This window comes from Mesorhizobium sp. WSM4819 (assembly GCF_055811215.1).
Window position 1 is genome coordinate 109,523 of record NZ_JBVVQO010000003.1, and the last position, 19,470, is coordinate 128,992.

Below are 19,470 nucleotides of genomic sequence, written 5' to 3' on the forward strand. Positions count from 1 at the left end.
CGACATGCATAACAAGAACTTAAGTCACGCGGCCGCCTGTCTACCGGCGCGGCCGCGAATGCGGGCCCCGGTTTCCGCATCGAACAGAAAGACGGCAGCATCCTGGAAGGTGATGCCGATCGGCTCATCCATATCGTAGTGCGCCGATTTATCGGCCTTGACGGTTACGGTGGCCCCACCGAACTGGCAGGTGATCAATGTATGATCGCCGATCAGTTCCACGGCATAGACTCGCGCCGCAATCTTGCCCTCCGATGGCGCCGTGACCCGGCAATCCTCGGGCCGAAGGCCGGCAGTGACCTTCTTACGGCTTTCGGCAACGCTGGTCGCAAATCGCCCTTCCGCGCAGGCGAAGCTACCCTCGACCAGCTCACCGTGGAGAAAATTCATCGGCGGCGAGCCGATGAAGCCGGCGACGAATAGGTTCGCCGGATCGTCGTAGATCTGACGGGGCGTCGCGATCTGCTGCACGACGCCGCGGTTCATGATGGCAACACGGTGCGCCAGGGTCATGGCCTCGATCTGATCGTGGGTGACGTAGATCGTCGTCACGCCCAGATCGGCCTGCAGGCGCTTCAGTTCCGAGCGCATGTGGCCGCGCAGCTTGGCGTCGAGGTTGGAGAGCGGCTCGTCCATCAGGAACACGCTCGGCCGCCGCACCATGGCGCGGGCGAGCGCGATGCGTTGCCGCTGACCGCCGGAAAGCTGCCGCGGATAGCGGTCGAGGAACTCCTCGAGATGCACCTTGACGGCGGCAGTGCGCACGGCGGCGTCGCGCTCAGTACGCGGCACGCCACGAAGCTTCAGCGGATATGCGATGTTCTCGGCAACCGTCATGTGCGGATAGAGCGCGTAGGACTGGAACACCATCGCCACATCGCGATATTTGGGCAGCACGTGGGTGACGTCGCGGTCGCCGATGAGGACGCGGCCGGAACTCACCGATTCAAGCCCGGCCACCATGCGCAGCGCTGTCGTCTTGCCGCAGCCTGAAGGGCCGAGCAGCACCAGGAACTCGCCGTCCTCGATCTCCAGGTCGAGCCCTTTGACCACCTCGACCGCGCCGAAGGACTTGTAGATATCGGACAGGGTGACCCGCATATTGACTAGCCCTTCACTGCGCCGACCAGCAGCCCGCGCGCGATGTGCTTCTGCAGGATGCTGGAGATGATGATCACGGGGGCGATCATCACGGTGATCAACACCGACATGTTCCACCATTGCGGCCCGCGGGTCGTGTTCTGTGCCGATACCAGCACCGGCATGGTCTGCGCATCGGCATTGGAGAGGAAGAGGGCCAGCAGATACTCGTTCCAGGCAAGGATCAGCACCAGCAGGAAGGTCGCGACCAGGCCGGACCGCACCAGCGGCAGCGCGATGGTGAAGAAAACGCGGAACTTGGAGGCGCCGTCTATTTGTGCGCTCTCCTCGAGGTCGAGCGGGATGCCGGCGAAGAAATCGCGCGTCAGCCACACCACGATCGGCAGGTTGATGGCGGTGTAGGTGGCGATCAGCGCCACCTGCGTGTCAAGCAGGCGCATCTGCTGGAACATCACGTAGATCGGCAATACGGCGACGATCGGCGGCATGATGCGGTTCGAGATGATCCAGAACTCAATGTCGCTGTTGCCGACCGCAAGCTTCGTGCGTCCAGCGAGCGTGAACAGCGCAATGACGAAGAGGGCTGCCGCCACGACAATAGCGATCTCCCAGCGCACGCCGAAAGTGGCCACCGCCACGATGATTGCGGTGAGCAGGATCAGGAAGATTGCAACGGCGGCGAGTTTCACCTGGAAGCGGATACGCACGAGCGCGTAGGCTGCCAGCGAGCCGATCAGGACTGCGAGCAGCGTGCTGGCGACGGCGACAACGACCGAATTCATGTAAGGGCGCAGCGTATAATTCTGCACGAGCATGAAGTCCCATGCCTGAAGCGAGGGAGCAAAGTCGACGAACGGAAGATAGAACGGCCCGTTGTCGACCTCCCCAGGCCCCTTGAAGGACGTGATGAACACCCAGTAGAGAGGAAGCACCACAACCAGCGTCCACAGGAACAGCAGCACATAGGTCACCACCCTGGCGACCGGCGCCTGGCTGTCGATCGAGGCCGGCTCGAACAGCCGGCGCGCCAGCGAGCGCGGCTCGGTGCTCATGCTTCGAACCGGCGCGCCGGCCGGACCACGAAGTTGAAGAACGAGACGCATACGATGGTCGAGATGAAGAGCAGCATGTAGCCGATAGCGGCCGAGCCGCCGAGATCCTGGGTGCGCCAGGAAATGAAGGAATGGAGCGTCATCGATTCCGTCGCCAGGCCGGGGCCGCCGCCGGTGAGCACGTTCGGCAGATCGATGATCTTGAAAGCCTCGATGAGCCGGATCAGCACGACGGTAGCGGCAATCGGCGCGATCGCTGGCCAGGTAATGTCGCGAAAAATCTGGAAGCCGTTGGCGCCGTCCAGCCGTGCCGCCTCGACCTGATCGCGCGGCTGGTTTTCGATGGCCGCCAGCAGCACGATGAACATGAACGGCGTCCACTGCCAGGTGTCGCCGACCAACACCATCAGCCGCGCCGACCAGGCCTCCGTGGCCCACGACCACTCGCTGATGCCGAAAGCGCGCACGAGCGGGGCGAAGGGCCCCTTCTGCATGTCGGCGAGCATGCGGAACGTGTAGGCGATGCCGACCGGGGTCACCATCAGCGGGATGAAGAAGAGGACGCGAAAGAAATTCCGGCCGCGGATCGGCTGGCCGCACAGCAGCGCGAGGCCGAGCCCCAGTGCGAACTGCACGGACACGCCGACGAACACGTAGAGAAGCGTGTTGACGACAGTCCCCGGCACGCCGCCCGGCGCCATGGTGGCCAGCGCAAGAACCGCCAGGCCCATCGCCATCGAGGTCGCCAGAAGCCGACCAACCGTGCCGACGACGGTCGGCCTGCCACGCAACAAGTAGCGGGCGAGGAGGAAAAACAGCCCTGCCGCGATCAAGGCCAGCAAAGCGAATTGGACAAAGCCGAACGTGCCAAACTTACCGAGCAGGTGATACTGCTGCGAGCCGACCAGCAGCTTGCGGAAGTTCAAAAGTCCGATGAATTTCAGCGTGAATCCGCCCGACGCGAGCGCAAAGCGCGAAAGCGCGAGATAGGCCGAGATGATGAGCGGAAAAATCGCGAAGCAGAGAAGCACGACGACGGCTGGCAGCACCATGATCCGGCCTGAGTGACCGTCCAGCCATTCGGCCCAGCTGCGGCGGTCGGCAGCGTCTGGCATCGTGTCGGTTGCGGTCATCATATCCTGAGAAAGTGGGGCAGGCATCAGACCCGGCGCGGACGATGCCACGCCGGGTTGTTTGCTTGGCTGCCTATTTGGCGCCGATGGTCGCCTTGTAAAGTTTGAGCTGCTCGTCTTTGCCAACCTCTTCGTTCAGCTCATTCCAGCCTTCCTCGACCGCCGCGACGGTCGCTTCCTTGTCGATTTCGCCGGCGAGGAAGCGCGAGACCGCCTCGTCGAGCACGACCTGCTGGTACTTCTGATTTTGTGGGATGCGCAGGTCGAGGATCATGTTCGGGCTGCTCATGCTGTCGTTGATCGCGCCCAGGTAGACTTTGGCCTCCTCCTCGCTCATGCCGGCCTTCTTCCAAAGGTCGCTGTAGCCGAGCTGCGAGGTGCGGTACGGGTTGAACCCGGTGCCGCCGACGGTAACGTCGGCATTCGATTGCGCTGGCTGCGTCATGAACGAGAAGTAGGCGTAGGCGGCGTCCTTCACCTTCGGATCGGCCGCCGCGTTGATGCCGCCGCCCCAGCCGCCAAAGGCGGCGAATGGTGCATGGTTCACGCCGTCGATCGCGTGCGGGCAGTTTTCTGCCGTGCAGGCTTCCAGCTTGCCGGTGTCCCAGTTCAGGACCTCCTTGGATCCGGGCATGATCGCAGCGCCCCATTTGCCCATCACCTTGGACTGCTTCGGATCGATCGAGATCGTACCCACATCACCCCAGTCGAGGTTCAGCGCGCAGCGGCCGGAAGCGAAAAGCGGCCTTGTATCGCTGACGTCGAGGTTCAGTTCGTCCGGCGGGCCGTACTTGGTCGATTCAGACAGGAAGTCGAGCGCCCTGCGGAAGGCGTCGTTGTTGACGAGCGGCGTCATGTCCTTGGTGTTGAAGAAAGTGCCCTGGCTGGTTCCCTTGGACTGGGTCATCGAGCCGACCACATCGGTAACGAACCAATAGCTCTGCGCGTTGCGCTTCTTGGCGATGCAGGAGCCGAAATCCGGCGTGCCATCGCCGCTCATGTCCTTGCCATGCGTGGACTTGGCGACCTCGAGATACTCGTCCCAGGTTTTCGGCACCGCCAGGCCAGCCGCTTCGAGCACGTCCTTGCGGTAGTACATCATGTGGAAGTCGCCATCGAGCGTGATCATATAGGTCTTGCCGCTGTACTTCTCGGAGAAGTCCCGGAAGAACGCGCCCACATCGTCCTGCTGGATGTCCTTGTCGGCCTCGACCCGCGGCGTCAGGTCCTCGAGGTAGCCGCCGGCAATGTAGTCGACCATCCATTGCGGGGCGAACACGCCGGCGTCGACCGAGTTGGTGCCGCTCGCCCAGTCGGTGAGAATCTTCTGATAAAGATCCGAGAAGGGCACCGCGATGACATTGATCTTGGCGCCGGTGAGCGCTTCGAACTCGGGCGCGCGCCGCTGTAGCGGCTCCTGAATCGCACCGGTCTGCGTAATGACGTTCACTGTAACCCCCGCAAACGGCTTGTCCTGGGCAAAGGCAGGCGCGCCAACCAGCGCGGTAAAAGCCGAAAAGCCGGCCAGAAAGACCCCAATTCTCATCAGACTTCCTCCCGTGTTGACCGGGACATGTTCCTGCGAACCAAGCCGCCGGTATCTCCCCGTCGGTTGCCGTCGCCAGAGCACGGCACCAACGCTTGCCAAGCACAATATCGGCATCGCGCAGCGAGTCCAGTGCCTTGCCGCGACGGAAGGTGAGCTGCCCCGCGGGCTTCCCGGCTAATGCATGTCGCCCAAAAACGCGCAGCGGTTTTAGCGCGGAGTCGCCAGAAGACCGCTCGATCTTGCCTGGGGAGTATTCCACCGCATCGACAATCCCCGTCACACCACCGTCGGCACGGGCGTCACTGCAAGTTGGTGTGGCGGTGCAACATCAGTCTGTGCGCGTCGCGGATCTGCTGGGCCATGAAGAGCACAATGCTGTCGAGCAGGATGAGGCAGGATTGCTCGAACAGGCTGCCGCCAAACTGTTTCGATTTCTCGACAGGGACATGCAGCGTGAGATCGGCAATGCCGGCCAGGGTCCCGGCCGGCTGATGCGTCAGCGTAACGACCTTGGCGCCCTCCGCCTTGGCGATGCGGGCAAAGCCTGTACTGACCGGCGTTTCCCCGGAGCCGGAGATGATCAGCAGCGCATCGCCCCTGCGGATCGATGGCGCCGATGCCTCACCGACGAAATGCACCGTTCGGCCAAGATGCATGATGCGCATCGCACCCATCTGCGCGACAAGGCCGGAGCGTCCCTGCCCGGAAAAGAACCATCGCTGATCAGGGTCATCGAACGCCTGCACCAGCCTTGCAAAGGCGTCGGCGTCGATCCGGCCGAGAAGGTCGGCTATCTCCTGTCCCACGGCCAGCCACGGCCTGGATTGGGCAATCTGTCGCGAATCCATCGTGCTACCTCTTTCGGACTTGCGGATTCCGTGATGGCGCTGCCAACCACGAGGATTTCGGGCTCGACTGCGATCACCGCTTGCAGCGTGTCGGGGCCGATCCCGCCGGCGAGCGAAACCAGAAAGCCGCGATCGTGCATCTTCCTGACTGTGTCGAAATGTGACGTGGAAATATTGCCGGCCAGCCGCGCATCGGTTGGCGAGTGGACCGCGACATAGCCGAAGCTTTCGGGGAAGACAGCATTCAAGGGAAGCAATTCTGCCTTGCCCATCTCGGTGATGGTGTCGACGATCACCGTCGCGCCGAAGGCTGCGGCACGTTTTCCCACCGTCTCATGCGTGGCGGACGAAGCACACGAAAGCACCGTCATGAACGCGGCACCGGCGCCGAATACCATATCAGCCTCGAACCGGCCGCCGTCGACGGTTTTGGTATCGGCCAACACCATGACTTCAGGGCAGAGCTCGCGCGCCGTGGCGATGGCCGAGAGGCCGAGGCGTTTCAGCAATGGCGTGCCGATCTCGATAATGTCGGCAAATTCCTTCATCTGCGCGAGCAGGGCCAGGTGTTCAGGCTTGTCGAAGGCGACTTGGAGGAGCAAGGCGGTTCTCTCGGATTGCTTAAGACAGCGGATGCGGCATGCCGCCCAACCCACTGTCGTGTGCTTCGTGGTCGAAACCTGCCATAATCCAGCAACCTCCAGGCTGGTCTGCATAGGGAGCAAATCGTACCCTGCAAAGCAAGTGGTCTTGTCGAAAGCAGGAGGTGCGGGCCAGATCAGCGCCGACGCCACCTGCAATGCAGTATGAGGTAGTCCTTTGACGAGACTGTTTGAGCCCATTGCATGCAAGGTCGACCTGTCGACTGGTGCGATGGGAAATGCAACCGGCAGCTACCAGAAGCGCTTCCGCGATCTGGACGGGCTCTATGCCGACGCCGCGGCGTTCGAAGCCATGCGCGTGACATGGGGTGAGCGCATCGTCTACGAGGTCTCCGAGTTCCGACCGACCGAGCAGTCGGGCGACCTGATTTTCGGCGTCACGCACATGGCGCCCGGCAAGGTCGGCGACGAGTATTTCATGACGCGCGGCCATATCCACAGGCAGGCCAACCGGCCCGAGATCTACTATGGCCAGAAAGGCCACGGTCTCATGCTGATGGAGTCGCCGGAGGGCGAGGTTCGCATCCTGCCGATCGACGCCCAGACCGTCTGTTATGTTCCGCCGTTCTGGATCCACCGCTCGATCAATGTCGGGGAAGGCGATCTGGTGATGCTGTTCTGCTACCCCGCCGATTCAGGGCAGGACTACGAGATCATCGCGAGATCGGGAGGCATGCGCTCGCGCGTGGTCGCCGGCGATGGAGGCTGGAGGCAAGTCGACAACCCGGATTGGCGACCGCGTGACGCAAAGCTGATCTCTGCCCTCTATGGGCAACAATCCGGCACGGCGCCGGCATGAAGGCTCGCTACGAGATCGCTGCTTCATTTAGCATTGCTGCACTGCGCGCGGAGAAAATCCGGGAGAATGGCAAATGAACCGCTATCGGCCGGCCACCCAGCCGACATTCTATTTTATCGGCGTCACGACGACGAGCAGCTCGATCATGCGGGTTTTCCCGGCATGGGCGCGCCACCTCGGGCTGAAGGAAGCGGTTCTCAAGGATGCGGTTCTCAGGGGCATCGACTTTCCACTCCATGCCGATCCGGAGGCCTACCGTGAGGTCGTCTCCTTCATAAAATCCGACCCGCAGTCGCTTGGCGCGCTGGTCACCACGCACAAGATCGATCTTTTCAACGCAGCGCGCGACCTGTTCGATGTTATCGATCCGCACGCCCGCCTGATGCACGAGACCAGTTGCCTGTCGAAGCGGGGCGGAAAACTCGTCTGCCATGCCAAGGATCCGATCTCTTCGGGCCTTGCGATAGACGGTTTCATTCCGGCGGGATATTTTGCGGACACCGGCGCGGAGGTCCTGTCGATGGGCGCCGGCGGATCGACGATAGCAATCACCTGGCACCTGATGCGCAAGCAACGTGGCGCCGACTTGCCTTCGCGCATCATTGTCAGCGACCGTTCGCAGCCGCGTCTCGATGAAATCGAGCGCATCCACAGAGACATGACGTCGACGGTCGAGCTCGAATATGTCCTGGCGGACCGACCAGAGATCAATGACGAGACGTTGGCGGCGCTGAAACCAGGCTCGCTGGTGATCAACGCGACCGGACTTGGCAAGGACGCGCCCGGCTCGCCGATTACCGATGACGGCGTGTTCCCCAAGCGCGGCATTGCCTGGGATCTCAACTATCGCGGCGACCTGATCTTCCTCGACCAGGCAAGGCGGCAGCAGGCCCGACAGCAGTTGCAGATCGAGGATGGTTGGACATATTTCCTGCATGGCTGGACGCAGGTGATCTCAGAGGTCTTCGACATCGCGATCCCGGTGTCCGGGCCGGATTTCGACGCGATGTCGCGCATCGCCATCGAAGCGGCGAAAGCCTGACGCCGTCGGTCTTGTCACACCGCGCTCGCTTTGACTGATAGACAGAGGATCACATGTTTGCCCATCTCAGGACTCTTCCGAAATGAGCGGCGAGCTTTTCCTCGCCATCGACGTCGGCACCGGCAGCGTCCGCGCCGCACTGATCAATGTCGCCGGCAAGATCCTCGAGCTTGCGTCGCGCGAGCACGACCAGATCGTGCCGGAATTCGGCTGGGCCGAACAGCGGCCGCTCGACTGGTGGGAGGGTGCGCGAGCCAGCGTCAAGACGGTGCTGGACCGCGTCGAAGGTGCCCGCGAAAACATCTCCGCCATCTGCGTCTGCGGGCAGATGCACGGGCTGGTCCTGCTCGACGCGCACGGAGCGCTGACGCGCGACACGGCACCGCTCTGGAACGACAAGCGCACCGTCGATCTCGTCCGTCGCTTCGAGCAAGCGAACCAGCCGGACAGCTACCTGCCCGAAAGCGGCAACACGCCGACCCCGGCATGGCCGGGCTTCAAACTACAATGGGTCCGAGACAACGATCCCGCCGCATACGCCCGAAGCGCAGTCACCGTCATGCCGAAGGATTACATCAACTACCGGCTGACCGGCGAGATCGCCATGGATACGGGCGACGCGTCCTGCAGCTTCCTGATGAACCCAGAGCGGCTCGACTGGTCGCCGGTGATGATCGAGCGCATGGGTCTCGATGCCGCCAAGCTGCCGCCGATCCGCAACCCGCTGGATGTCGTCGGCCACGTCACCGAACAGGCGGCGCTCGACAGCGGCCTGCGCTCTGGAACCCCGGTGCTGGTCGGTGGCGCCGACTATCCGGTGGCACTGCTCGGCTCAGGCGCCTGTCGCCCGGGACTGGGTTCCGACAGCACGGGCACCGGCGCCATCATCACTGTTATCGCGGAGAAGCCGCTGCTTGACCCGGAAATCTCGAACGTTGCGACGGTCGAAGGCAACTGGGCGCAATTCGTGCTGCTGGAGACCGGCGGCGACGGCATGGCTGGGCACGCCGTGCCTTCCACGGCAACGCGCTGTCCTATGACGAGATCGTCGCCCGCGCCGCCGAGGCGCCGGCCGGTTGCGACGCGCTGCTGTTCATGCCCTTTCTCACCGGCGAACGCCTGGGGCGCCATCGCAACGCCCGCGCACAGTTCTTCGGACTGGGCGCCGCGCATGGCATGGAGCATCTGCATCGCTCGATCCTGGAAGGCATCGCCTTTGCCATGACGCGCCACATCCGCATCATGGAACAGGCGTCAAACAAGCCGCTGGAGCGCGTCATCGCCGCCGGCGGCGGGGCGCGCGCCGAACTTTGGCTGAAGATCAAGGCCAGCGCCTTCAACATTCCGATCCTGGTTCCGCGAGAGCCCGAATGCGGCATTGTCGGCTGTGCCGCGATGGCCGCGACGGCGACCGGCCGCTTCTCGCGCGTCGAACAGGCGGCCGAGCGCTTCGTGAGCTACGGCGCAGAAATCCTGCCGGACCCCAGATGGGCCGAGACCTACAGGCGCACCCAACCCGTTTTCGACAAGCTCTACTATCACAGCCAGGCGCTCTACGACGACATCGACACGCTGGCGGCGGCGACGCGGCCGACGCAGCCGTGACGCATCTCAGGCCTGCCGAGCCCTGACTGCAGCGACAGATCTGGCAATCACGATGCATCCCGTCTGGGATGCATCGGACTATTGACTTTAGCTGTGGCGTATTTCCGTCCCCAGCACCTTCAGGCACTCGCGGATGAACGCGGCAAGTGCGGTCCAGCCCTTTGCCGAGACCATCGTCCCGTCGACATAGGCCTCGGTCGGCGACAGGTCGATATAGGTTCCGCCGGCCAGCGTCACTTCCGGCTCGCAGGCAGCCAGCGCACCGACCTTCTTGCCACGCACGACGCCGTCGACCGCGATCAGGATCTGGACGCCATGACAGATGGTAAAGATCGGCTTCCTGGTCTCGTGGAAATGGCGAACCATCGCCTGCACACGCTTGTCGGTGCGGATGTACTCGGGGCCACGGCCGCCGGCGCAATAGACGGCATGATACTGGTCGAGCTGTCTTTCCGCCTCCGAAAAGGTCTTGTTCAGCAACGCGTAGTGGCCGGGTTTTTCGGTGTAGGTCTGGTCACCCTCGATCGTGAAGCGACGTCTTGATCAGGTCGCCAGCGTTCTTGTCAGGACAGACGACATGGACGATGTGGCCGACCGCCTCCATCGCCTGCTGATAGACGAAGATCTCGTATTCCTCGGTGAACTCACCGGTCAACATCAGTATTTTCTTGCCTGGCATGGTCGGTTCCTCGTTTTGGAATGGAAGTCGGGCGGGCGTTGCACTCGCCGGCGGCGCGGGTCTCAATCGAACGCCGGCAACAAACGATCACGGGAATGCTCGATATGACGGCGCATCGCCTGTTCCGCCGCCGCGGGGTCGGAGGCGGCGAAGGCGGCCAGGATGGCCTGATGCTCGTCGAGCGCTTCCTCGGTGACGCGCGAATGGAACATCAGGCGGAAGATATGGAAGTGGGTATGCTGGAACGCGAGCGTCTCGCGCACGAGTTCATTGTTGGCAAATTCCATGATCCGGTCGTGGAAAATGGCATCCTGCCGCGCAAAATTGGAGTAACGCAGGCGTTCATCCTTGCCTTCGCGGCGCGCCATGCCGCCTGCGGACTCCTCAAGCACCGCAAGTTTCGTCTCATCCATCAATGCGGCTGCTTTGGCAGCCGCATGCGGCTCGAGCAGCAGGCGAAGCTCATAGAGTTCGTCAAATCGGCGCCTGGTTATCTGCGGCGCGGCGCGGTAGCCGATCAAATGTGTCTTCAGCACAAGGCCTTCGCCTTCGAGGCGGCCAAGCGCTTCACGGATCGGCGTGTGGGATACGTCGAGTTCCTTGACCAGGCTGTCGACGGTGATCCGTGAGCCAGGCGCGATCTTCAGCGCCATGAGTTGCGCGAAGATCGCTTCATAGACGTCCTCCACCAGGCTGGTGGATCGCTGGATGCGCCCGCTGGCGGGGTCGACTTCTCGGGCATTGCTTGCGTTCGTGACCTGCATCTTTTTTGCCCCTTGACAGGATCACTGGCTAACACGATGCTTCGCCCAACACAATCCTATATCCTATACGATTTGATAGAGGATACCTTGGGAGCTCGGCGAGATTTCGCCTTTCCTCCATCATCGAGGGACGCAAGACCATGAGCCTTTTCGCTGCAATAAGGCTGCCGCGTGAAATCCTCTTCGGCAAGGGTCAGCGCCATGTCATTGCAACCGTTGCGGCCAGGCTTGGCCGTCGCGCTCTCGTCTGTACGGACGAGCGCTTTGCCGCAACTGTCGCCTTCGCCGAGATCATCGCGGCGCTCGAGGGCGCATCGATCGCTGTGCTGGTTCACGATCGTGTGCAGCCGGATGTGCCGCGCGACACGGTTGCCGTCTGTGTCGAGGAGGCGCGGGAGTTTGCGCCCGACATGGTGATCGGCATCGGCGGCGGCAGTTGTCTCGACATGGCCAAATGCGCCGCGTTGCTCATCAGCCACGGCGGCCTGCTCCAGGACTACTACGGCGAGTTCAAGGTGCCCGGTCCGACGCTGCCGCTGATCGCGGTGCCAACGACAGCCGGCACCGGCTCGGAAGTGACCCCTGTCGCCGTGATCTCCGATCCGGATCGCACCATGAAGGTAGGCATCTCCAGCCCGCATCTGATCGCGGCAGCCGCCATCTGCGACCCGGAACTGACGATGACATGTCCCCCGGGGCTGACGGCGATCGCCGGCGCAGACGCGCTGACCCATGCGGTCGAGGCTTTTACCGCCGCCAGGCGCGGCACCGACCCCGGCCTGCCCCAACAGCATGTCTTCATCGGCAAGAGCGCGCTGACCGATCATTTTGCGCTGCTCGCGATCAAGCTGCTTGGCCGCAGTCTCGAGAAGGCCTGCCGCGCCCCGACCGACGAGGACGCTCGCGCCGATGTGATGATGGGCGCGCTTGCAGCCGGCTGCGCGTTCGGGACGGCCGGAACGGCGGCGGCGCACGCGGTGCAATATCCGGTCGGCGCCCTTACCCATACCGCTCACGGGCTGGGTGTCGCCACCATGCTGCCGTATGTCATGAAGTACAACCGGGCCGCCGCGGCCACCGAGATGACCGAGATCGGCCTTGCCCTTGGTCTCGACGGCAGGGACCGGAGCACCGCTGAGATGGCCGACGCGACAATCGACGAGATCGGCCGGCTGTTTGCAGCGATCGGGATTACGCCTACGCTGGCCAGGCTGGGGCTTCCCGCCGACAGGCTCGACTGGACGGCCGAACAGGCGCTCGGCATCGACCGTCTCATCAAGAACAATCCGCGTCCATTCGATCCGGCAGCCATGCGGCGCCTGATCCAGGCCGCCTATGATGGCGACCTCGCCGCCTGTGTCATGTGAGCAACCGAGGAGCAGGCCATGAACATATCTCATCAGATGCTGGAGGACGAGCAGGACACTGCCGGCTTCCATAGATTCTCCCACGGCTTGTATATTGGCGGCCAATGGCGGCAATCCGCCGACGGCAGGGAAATCCAGGTCGTCGACCCTTCCACGGAAGCGGTGATCGCCGCGGTTCCCGATGCGACGATCGAAGATGCCGCGGCCGCCGTGGAGGCTGCGGCCAAGGCCGCCGAATGCTGGCGCACGACGGCGCCCCGCAAGCGCTCCGAAATCCTCAGAAATTGCTTCGAGCTGATGACGCAGCGTTGCGAGACGCTGGCCACCCTGATCTCGCTGGAAAACGGCAAGGCGCTGCGGGACGCGCGTGGCGAGATCGCCTATGCCGCGGAATTCTTTCGCTGGAATGCCGAGGAAGCGGTTCGCATCACCGGCGAATTCGGGATGGCGCCTTCCGGCACCAACCGCATCGTCGTCGACTACGAGCCGATCGGCATCTGCGTCCTTGTAACACCCTGGAATTTTCCTGCCGCCATGGCGACGCGCAAGATCGCGCCCGCCCTGGCTGCCGGGTGCACGGTGATCTTGAAGCCGGCCAGCGAGACCCCGCTCACCGCCTACGCGCTCGCCGCGCTCTACCAGGAAGCAGGTGTTCCGCCAGGGGTTGTCAACGTTCTGACAACCTCCAATCCCGGTCCGGTGACGGCCGCGCTGCTGGCCGATCCGCGGGTGCGCAAACTCTCCTTCACCGGCTCGACTTCTGTCGGGCGCGTTCTGCTGGCCGAGGCCGCAAAGCACGTGGTTTCGTGTTCGATGGAACTTGGCGGCAACGCGCCATTTCTGGTGTTCGATGACGCGGATCTCGACGCGGCGGTCGATGGGGCGATGGTGGCGAAGATGCGCAACGCCGGCGAGGCCTGCACGGCTGCAAACCGCATCTATGTCCAGTCCGGCGTTTACGATGCGTTTTGCGAAAGCCTCGCTAGGCGGATGTCGGCACTCACGATCGGCGCCGGCACCGACGCGGCCACGGAGTGCGGGCCTATGATCACCAGGAAGGCCGTCGACAAGATCGACCGCCTGGTCAACGATGCTGTCGCCCGTGGCGCGCGGGTGCTGTGCGGAGGCAAGGCAGGCTCGGGAACGGGATACTATTATCCGCCGACCGTGCTCTGCGACGTCCCGGCCGAGGCGGAGATGGCGCACGAGGAAATTTTTGGGCCGGTGGCGCCGATCTCGAGCTTCGAAACGGAAGCCGAAATCATCGCGCGTGCCAACAACACCGAATACGGTCTTGCCGCCTACATATACACGCGCGATCTTGCGCGGGGAATGCGGGTGGCATCCAGGATCGAAGCCGGGATGGTCGCTCTCAACCGCGGCTTGATGTCCGATCCGGCAGCACCGTTCGGCGGGGTCAAGCAGAGCGGCCTCGGCCGCGAGGGCGGCCAGCATCACGGCATTGCCGAGTTCATGGAGGCGAAATATCTCGCCATCAGCATCTGAGCGGAGGAAGAGTGCAAAACGATCCGTTCCGCATCCGCGACCATGTCGCCGATTTCGATCAAATCGTCCAGGACATCGTTCACCGCAGCGAGGCCGTCCGCGCAACCATCCCGATGACAGCGGACATTGCCTATGGGCCGGATCAGACCGAAACCATCGACCTGTTCTTTCCCCCGGGCAAACGAAGCCGCCTGCCGGTGCACATGTTCATCCATGGCGGCTACTGGAGGATGTTCTCCAAGCGTGACTATTCATATGTCGCGGCGACGATTACCCAGGCCGGTGCGATTGCCGCCATCGTCGACTATGCTCTGATGCCCAAGGTCAGGATGGCGACGATCATCGACCAGGTGCGCCGCGCCAAGCGGTGGGTTCTGGCCCATATCGCCGACCATGGCGGAGACCCGGCAAACCTGACCGTCAGCGGTCATTCGGCCGGGGCACATCTTTCAACGTTCCTGTTCAACAGCGAGCATACCCCCTCCAATGTGCGGGCAGCCCTTCTGCTCGGCGGGCTCTACGATTTGAAACCGCTCCAAAATTCCTTTCTCGCCATCGAGATTGCAATCACCGATGAGGAAGTCGCCAAGTTTACACCGCTTGCCTATCGGCATGATCCTCAAACCAGGGCGATGGTTCTGGTCGGAGCCAACGAGACGCCGCCTTTCCATCAGCAAGCAGATCGATTCAAAGTCCACCTGCTGCAGCAGGGTTTGCCGGTAACGTCGCTTGTTCTCGCCAACCGCAACCACATGGACAGTGTCAGAGATCTCGGCCTGCCGGAGAGCCAGGCGGGGGATTGCCTGACGAAACTGATTGCCAACGACGATCGTTGACCCAGCAGACATGCCGGCCATCATCCATCGCGGCTTACCGCAAGGGCGTCTGCAGCACGCCTCAGCGAGGGAAAAGAACCTCACCCATGCCAAGCACCGCGTTGTCGCCGCCATATTTCTGCGGCGCGTTGCCCAGCAGCGGCCGTTTCAAAATACCCTCGGCGATCAGATGGCGATCGATGACGGCGGCGAAGACGCTCTCCGGCGCGCCGCATTCGACAAAACTCGGCGACAGGCTTTTCGGCGCGCGATCGAGCAGGATCGAACCGCGACGCATCAGATAGCCGGGCATCTCGCCGGTGCCGCCGGCCACCACAAGCGTGCCGGCGATCATGCGGCTGCCGGCATTGTCGCCCAAGCCTTTCAGCACCGCGATCAGGCCGCGCCGCATGCGGTCGGCGGCAAAAGCGCCGGCTTTGCCCCTGACGATCAGCACGCCGCCATTCATGCCGGCCAGTTCGCCGGCGAGCGGCGCCCCAAGGTGATCACCGGCGTTGCCGGTTATTTCAAGCCTGCCGCCGCGCATGCCGGAGCCGGCATGCGGGCCCGCATTGCCTTCGATGGTGAGCGTGCCGCCGCGCATGGCGCGCCCGGCCTGGGCGCCGGCATCGCCGACGACGTGAACCGAACCGCCCCGCATGCCTTCCGCCACCCGGTCGAGGCGCGCGCTGCCGCCTTCGAAGACGATGTCCAGCAGATCGTTGCCGGCGACGCGAAAAATATCGCCGACCTTCGATCGATGTTTCGACATGCCGATCCGGATTTTTTCGAAATCGCGCCTTTCGATCCCGGCAAGCCGCTCCGCCGTCAGCAGCGACAGGTCAAGGCGCTCGGGCGGCTCGGCGACTAGGGTGAAGGTCAGCGCTTTCACGGCAGCATATCCTTCAGCGAATAGATGAACTTGCCGAGCTTGCCGCCGTAATTGCCGGCGCTGATGCGAACCGCGCCTCGCTTCGGCCCGAGCTCGATGACGGCCTTGATGCCGGCCTTCATCGCCGCGGCAACGGCATCGTTGGTCTCGCCGTCGATGACGATTTCCAGGACGGCGTTGATGTCGGCGCCGAGCTCACTCCTGACGACACCGCGCAGTGTCGGCGCGTAGGCTTCGTTGGCCGAGGCGATCATGCCCTTGTATTTACCGCCGATCTTGGAACCCGAACGGGCAATGCCGCCCGGAAACGGCACGATCGCGCCCGGCACCAGGCCGATCGCGGCAACCGCGGCCTCGGCGGCGAGCAAGGCCCTGGCGCTGGTTTCAGCCATGACGAAGAAATTGCCGCCGCCGACGGCAGCCTTGGTCAGCCCGGTCGTTGCTTCGCACAGGAATTCGCCGTCCATGACCGGAACGCGCCAAAAATGCCTGCCGCCGATTTTCTTGGAGATCTGCCAGCCGTCGCCGAAATAACGCAGCGCCGAACCGAGCTTCAACGCGGCGCTGCCCTCCAGTCCGGCGAAGCAGGCCGAACCCGGCGAGGTCAAAACGCACTGGCCGACGCGATTGAGCAGTTGTTTCTGCAGCTCGTCTGTTCCCATCGCAAAGATCATCACCCGGCAGCCGGGCCGGCCATCCGGTGTCGCCGATGGCGGCAGCTCGACATCGATTGCCGCTTCGCAGCCGCAGCCGATCACCGAGGTGGCGAAGCCGGTCATGGTGATCGCCGCCTGGCGCGCCCATTTCCGGTTCGGCGCGGTGATGATGATGGCGGTCGCGCGCATGCCGAAGGCCTCGGCAAAGGTATCGTCGATCACTATGCCATTTACGCTCACGTTCGGCATGCCACCTCGCCGAATGGGTGTTCGCGCGCGACCGCCGAATCCGGGAAATCGAACCAGTCCAGCGACAGGCCGTAGCGCTGCTGGTGATAATCCTCCAGGCGCCGCAGCATCGCCTTGTCCGGCGACGGATTGAGCCTGAGCGCCTTGCCCCAGCGGTAGTGGGTGATCTCTCCGTCCTGCACGACGAGATCGCCGTCCTTGAAGACATACGCCGCCTGCCCCAGCATTTTCGCGATGTTTTGGTCCCTGCGGTAGACAGCGATGTCGGCTGTCGCGCCGGCGCCGAGATGGCCGCGGTCCGTCAGCCCGAGCAGCCTGGCCGGGGCCGCGCGCGTCATGATGGCGATTTCCTCGAAATTGTATTCGCGGTCGATCGCCGCCAGCGTGGAGAGCGCCATGGCGGAAGGTGAAAGTCCGGCGATCATTTCGGTGCGCGCTTCCCGGCTCATCAGCAACTCGAACAGGGCCGGATAGGCGGTAAAGGGCGCGCCGTTGGGATGATCGGTGGTGAAGAAGACACGCCACGGATCGTCGATCAGGAGAAAAAGCTCAAGCCCGATCGCCCACTGCATCGTGCCATAGAAATCCTTGCCATAGCGGTAGGGCACGATGCCGCCGCCATTGCCGTCGCCGTCATGAATGACGGACTTCTTCGGCTGCGCACTGCCACGCGCCGAAAACTGCCGCATGACGTCTGAGGAGATGGTGACTGTCTGGCCGAACATCACCTGGCCGATATCGATGGTGACTTCCGGCGTCGCGTTGACCAGTTCGGCAAGGCGCGCCGCGGCCGAGGAAAACCTGCGCTTGCCTTCCGTGCCGTAGCCATAGAACTGGAGATGGGCGAGGTGCAGCGGCAATCCTTCCGCCGCCGCGATCGTCGCGGCCGCCGTGTCCGCCGATCCGGGGCTGCCCAGATTGTTGCAATGGACATGCAGCGGATGCGGGATGCCGAGACTGGCGACGGCGGCCTGCAGCGTCTTGACGATCTTGCGCGAGCTGACGCCATAGGAAGGCACCAAGTCGTCCAGCGAGAAGGTGCGGACGTTTTCCTTGAAGGCGGCCGCCGCGCCGGCATTGATCACCTTGACCCCAAGCGCCCGCGTCGAGGCGACCGTCCAGGCGACATAGTCCTCGATCATTTGCGAGGAGGCGTCGTCGCGGATCATCGACAGCAGGAAATCGTCGTTGCCGAGAATGGCGAGCGTCGCCTTGTCGATGATCGGGATGTCGGCCAGTTCGAGATGGGTGTGAAGCGCGGCTCCCGGCGACATCGCCGGCTCGACCACCGTGGTGAAACCCATCTTGGCGTAAAGGCAGCCGGTCTGGAAAGTCGACCAGCCGGCATTGGAGAGCGGCGTCGCCGCCGGCCGCGCCTGGTGCGCGGCGTGCTGCTCCGGCAGCAGCAGCCGTGCCGTATTCACGTTGCCGCCGCCGATGTGGGAATGGATGTCGATGGCGCCCGCCATGACGATGCAGCCGTCAGCGTCGATGGTCCGGTCGGCAGCGCCACCCGCCGGCGCCGCAACGATCTTGTCGTCGCTGATCCACAGGTCGCCCTTGCCGAGACGGCTGTTGACCGGATCGATGATGTCGCCGCCGGCGATTTTCGTCAGCATGGCAACGCCGCCTCGGCGGAGACATGACTGGCAACCAACCGGACAACGGTCGCAGCGGAGGGCAGTTCGGACGCCGCGCGCGCGTCGACCGACCGCAGCGATCCGGTGCGGCTGGAATAGACCACCGCCTGATGATCGACGCCCGCTTCGCCGATGGCGATGGTGACCGCAGCACCCGCCACCGGCTCATGCGTTTTCGCCAGGGCGATCAGCGCCATGCGGTTCCTTTTCTTCTGCGGCTGGCCAATCGAGGACGAAATCCGCAGGTGCAGGTCGGCTTCGCCGGCAGCGATCATGCGCGCGACATCGTAACGCCAGGGATCGAACTCCGGGAAGCCGCGCGCAAAGCCGGTGCGCAGCGGAAAACCGGTCATCCAGGTCGAGGCGAGCGCGCTTCCCCATCCGTTCTCCCTCGCCGGCAGATGCAGGCCGGATGCGCGTGATTTGCGGTTGAGATCGGTGATCAGCCCTTGCAGCATCTCCAGCGCCAGCCCGTCTGTTGCGTCGCCTGAAAACAGGAAGACGGGAAAATGCGCAGCCTCCAGGGCTTTGGCGAAATCGTCGAAATTCGACACCGGCTGCGATGTCTGGCGCCCCCTCCACTGCGCCCTCAGTGCCGCCAGCGTCGCGCCGAGGCCTGCCTCGCCGCAGGACAGCAGCGTCGCCGTCCGCCCGTTGCTCAACCGCGGCGCAGACGTTTCGTTCGACCCGACCAGAAAGATCTCGCGCTGATTCTTGGCCGAGAGATCGGGAACCGTCTCGGCAAGCTCGCCGACAAATTGATGGTGGATCTGCGGGAGTTCGCCGACGATCACCACGACGTCGGCGCGCCGGCGCGTCTCGCCGGGCGCGACGGTCATCGCGCCTTTGTCGGTAAAAAGGGCGGCCTCTCGGGAAACTGCCGCGCCATGGGCATGATCATATGCCGCGCCAACCCGCTCAGCCAGCGCGATCGCCGCCCTGGTGCCGTGTATATCCGTATCCAGGCTGAAAACCGGGCACCGGCTTGACCCCAACAGCGCGGCGGCATGTGCGGCCGCGCGCTCGACCAGCGTTTCCCGGTTGCCGATCCAAGCAACCGCCATTCACTACGCTACTTTCTGGTGCCAGCCCGATCCTAGACGAAACTGGA

16 protein-coding genes and 2 pseudogenes are annotated in these 19,470 nt (G+C 63.5%); 6 read left to right on the top strand and 12 right to left on the bottom strand.

Annotated elements, in window-relative coordinates:
- Positions 1–24: 24 nt before the first annotated feature.
- From AC0L18_RS04325 to AC0L18_RS04350, 6 genes are all read right to left on the bottom strand, one after another.
- Entirely contained in the window at positions 25–1,101 is a 1,077-nt protein-coding gene (locus AC0L18_RS04325) for an ABC transporter ATP-binding protein (RefSeq protein ID WP_473490762.1), read from the bottom strand.
- Between the two features lie 5 nt (positions 1,102–1,106).
- Positions 1,107–2,153, bottom strand: a complete 1,047-nt coding sequence (locus tag AC0L18_RS04330) for a carbohydrate ABC transporter permease (RefSeq protein WP_473490763.1) — start codon at positions 2,151–2,153, stop codon at positions 1,107–1,109.
- The gene (locus tag AC0L18_RS04335) at positions 2,150–3,286 is read right to left on the bottom strand and encodes a carbohydrate ABC transporter permease (protein ID WP_473490764.1); all 1,137 of its coding nucleotides are present in this window, start codon (positions 3,284–3,286) and stop codon (positions 2,150–2,152) included. The genes AC0L18_RS04330 and AC0L18_RS04335 overlap by 4 nt, the downstream gene beginning before the upstream one ends.
- Before the next feature lie 73 nt (positions 3,287–3,359).
- The gene (locus AC0L18_RS04340) at positions 3,360–4,832 is read right to left on the bottom strand and encodes an ABC transporter substrate-binding protein (RefSeq protein WP_473490765.1); all 1,473 of its coding nucleotides are present in this window, start codon (positions 4,830–4,832) and stop codon (positions 3,360–3,362) included.
- Positions 4,833–5,134: 302 nt separating this feature from the next.
- On the bottom strand, positions 5,135–5,641 hold the full coding sequence (locus AC0L18_RS04345) for an SIS domain-containing protein (protein ID WP_473490766.1): 507 nt from the start codon (positions 5,639–5,641) through the stop codon (positions 5,135–5,137).
- A complete protein-coding gene (locus tag AC0L18_RS04350) occupies positions 5,626–6,477 on the bottom strand; it encodes an orotidine 5'-phosphate decarboxylase / HUMPS family protein (RefSeq protein WP_473490767.1) in 852 nt (283 codons plus the stop codon). The genes AC0L18_RS04345 and AC0L18_RS04350 overlap by 16 nt, the downstream gene beginning before the upstream one ends.
- A 25-nt stretch (positions 6,478–6,502) precedes the next feature.
- Here AC0L18_RS04350 and AC0L18_RS04355 point away from each other — a divergent pair, with 25 nt between their 5' ends.
- The 3 genes and pseudogenes from AC0L18_RS04355 (at position 6,503) to AC0L18_RS04365 (ending at position 9,791) form a co-directional block, all read left to right on the top strand.
- Positions 6,503–7,144 (top strand): glucose-6-phosphate isomerase, encoded by a 642-nt coding sequence (locus AC0L18_RS04355; protein ID WP_473490768.1) that lies wholly within the window; start codon positions 6,503–6,505, stop codon positions 7,142–7,144.
- A gap of 73 nt (positions 7,145–7,217) precedes the next feature.
- Positions 7,218–8,186, top strand: a complete 969-nt coding sequence (locus tag AC0L18_RS04360; RefSeq protein WP_473490769.1) for a shikimate dehydrogenase family protein — start codon at positions 7,218–7,220, stop codon at positions 8,184–8,186.
- 82 nt (positions 8,187–8,268) lie between these two features.
- Positions 8,269–9,791, top strand: a pseudogene (locus AC0L18_RS04365) (xylulokinase).
- Positions 9,792–9,878: 87 nt separating this feature from the next.
- Here the strand turns inward: AC0L18_RS04365 and AC0L18_RS04370 are convergent.
- Both AC0L18_RS04370 and AC0L18_RS04375 read right to left on the bottom strand, forming a co-directional pair.
- Positions 9,879–10,470 (bottom strand): annotated as a pseudogene (locus AC0L18_RS04370) (DJ-1/PfpI family protein).
- 62 nt (positions 10,471–10,532) lie between these two features.
- A complete protein-coding gene (locus tag AC0L18_RS04375; RefSeq protein WP_473490770.1) occupies positions 10,533–11,234 on the bottom strand; it encodes a GntR family transcriptional regulator in 702 nt (233 codons plus the stop codon).
- A 140-nt stretch (positions 11,235–11,374) separates the two neighbouring features.
- Between AC0L18_RS04375 and AC0L18_RS04380 the strand changes: the two genes are divergently transcribed.
- The 3 genes from AC0L18_RS04380 to AC0L18_RS04390 are packed head-to-tail and all read left to right on the top strand — an operon-like array spanning position 11,375 to position 14,943.
- On the top strand, positions 11,375–12,601 hold the full coding sequence (locus AC0L18_RS04380; RefSeq protein WP_473490771.1) for an iron-containing alcohol dehydrogenase: 1,227 nt from the start codon (positions 11,375–11,377) through the stop codon (positions 12,599–12,601).
- A gap of 18 nt (positions 12,602–12,619) precedes the next feature.
- Complete coding sequence (locus tag AC0L18_RS04385; protein ID WP_473490772.1) at positions 12,620–14,107, top strand: NAD-dependent succinate-semialdehyde dehydrogenase; 1,488 nt, start codon at positions 12,620–12,622, stop codon at positions 14,105–14,107.
- Positions 14,108–14,118: 11 nt separating this feature from the next.
- Complete coding sequence (locus AC0L18_RS04390) at positions 14,119–14,943, top strand: alpha/beta hydrolase (RefSeq protein WP_473490773.1); 825 nt, start codon at positions 14,119–14,121, stop codon at positions 14,941–14,943.
- Between the two features lie 61 nt (positions 14,944–15,004).
- Here the strand turns inward: AC0L18_RS04390 and AC0L18_RS04395 are convergent, their stop codons facing one another.
- The 4 genes from AC0L18_RS04395 to AC0L18_RS04410 are packed head-to-tail and all read right to left on the bottom strand — an operon-like array spanning position 15,005 to position 19,423.
- Entirely contained in the window at positions 15,005–15,814 is an 810-nt protein-coding gene (locus AC0L18_RS04395; RefSeq protein WP_473490774.1) for a formylmethanofuran dehydrogenase subunit C, read from the bottom strand.
- Positions 15,811–16,719 carry a formylmethanofuran--tetrahydromethanopterin N-formyltransferase gene (gene fhcD / locus AC0L18_RS04400; protein WP_473490775.1) on the bottom strand — a complete coding sequence of 303 codons (909 nt, stop codon included), beginning with the start codon at positions 16,717–16,719 and terminating at the stop codon, positions 15,811–15,813. Before fhcD ends, AC0L18_RS04395 begins: the two co-directional genes overlap by 4 nt.
- A complete protein-coding gene (locus AC0L18_RS04405; RefSeq protein ID WP_473490776.1) occupies positions 16,707–18,338 on the bottom strand; it encodes a formylmethanofuran dehydrogenase subunit A in 1,632 nt (543 codons plus the stop codon). The genes fhcD and AC0L18_RS04405 overlap by 13 nt, the downstream gene beginning before the upstream one ends.
- Positions 18,332–19,423: a tungsten formylmethanofuran dehydrogenase gene (locus AC0L18_RS04410; RefSeq protein WP_473490777.1), complete on the bottom strand. Its 1,092-nt coding sequence runs from the start codon at positions 19,421–19,423 to the stop codon at positions 18,332–18,334. Before AC0L18_RS04410 ends, AC0L18_RS04405 begins: the two co-directional genes overlap by 7 nt.
- Positions 19,424–19,470 lie beyond the last annotated feature (47 nt).

Coding starts and splice junctions, on each gene's coding strand:
- AC0L18_RS04325 (WP_473490762.1), bottom strand. CDS start 1,101: ATGCGGGTCACCCTGTCCGATATCTACAAGTCCTTCGGCGCGGTCGAG.
- AC0L18_RS04330 (WP_473490763.1), bottom strand. CDS start 2,153: ATGAGCACCGAGCCGCGCTCGCTGGCGCGCCGGCTGTTCGAGCCGGCC.
- AC0L18_RS04335 (WP_473490764.1), bottom strand. CDS start 3,286: ATGACCGCAACCGACACGATGCCAGACGCTGCCGACCGCCGCAGCTGG.
- AC0L18_RS04340 (WP_473490765.1), bottom strand. CDS start 4,832: ATGAGAATTGGGGTCTTTCTGGCCGGCTTTTCGGCTTTTACCGCGCTG.
- AC0L18_RS04360 (WP_473490769.1), top strand. CDS start 7,218: ATGAACCGCTATCGGCCGGCCACCCAGCCGACATTCTATTTTATCGGC.
- AC0L18_RS04375 (WP_473490770.1), bottom strand. CDS start 11,234: ATGCAGGTCACGAACGCAAGCAATGCCCGAGAAGTCGACCCCGCCAGC.
- AC0L18_RS04380 (WP_473490771.1), top strand. CDS start 11,375: ATGAGCCTTTTCGCTGCAATAAGGCTGCCGCGTGAAATCCTCTTCGGC.
- AC0L18_RS04385 (WP_473490772.1), top strand. CDS start 12,620: ATGAACATATCTCATCAGATGCTGGAGGACGAGCAGGACACTGCCGGC.
- fhcD (WP_473490775.1), bottom strand. CDS start 16,719: ATGCCGAACGTGAGCGTAAATGGCATAGTGATCGACGATACCTTTGCC.
- AC0L18_RS04405 (WP_473490776.1), bottom strand. CDS start 18,338: ATGCTGACGAAAATCGCCGGCGGCGACATCATCGATCCGGTCAACAGC.
- AC0L18_RS04410 (WP_473490777.1), bottom strand. CDS start 19,423: ATGGCGGTTGCTTGGATCGGCAACCGGGAAACGCTGGTCGAGCGCGCG.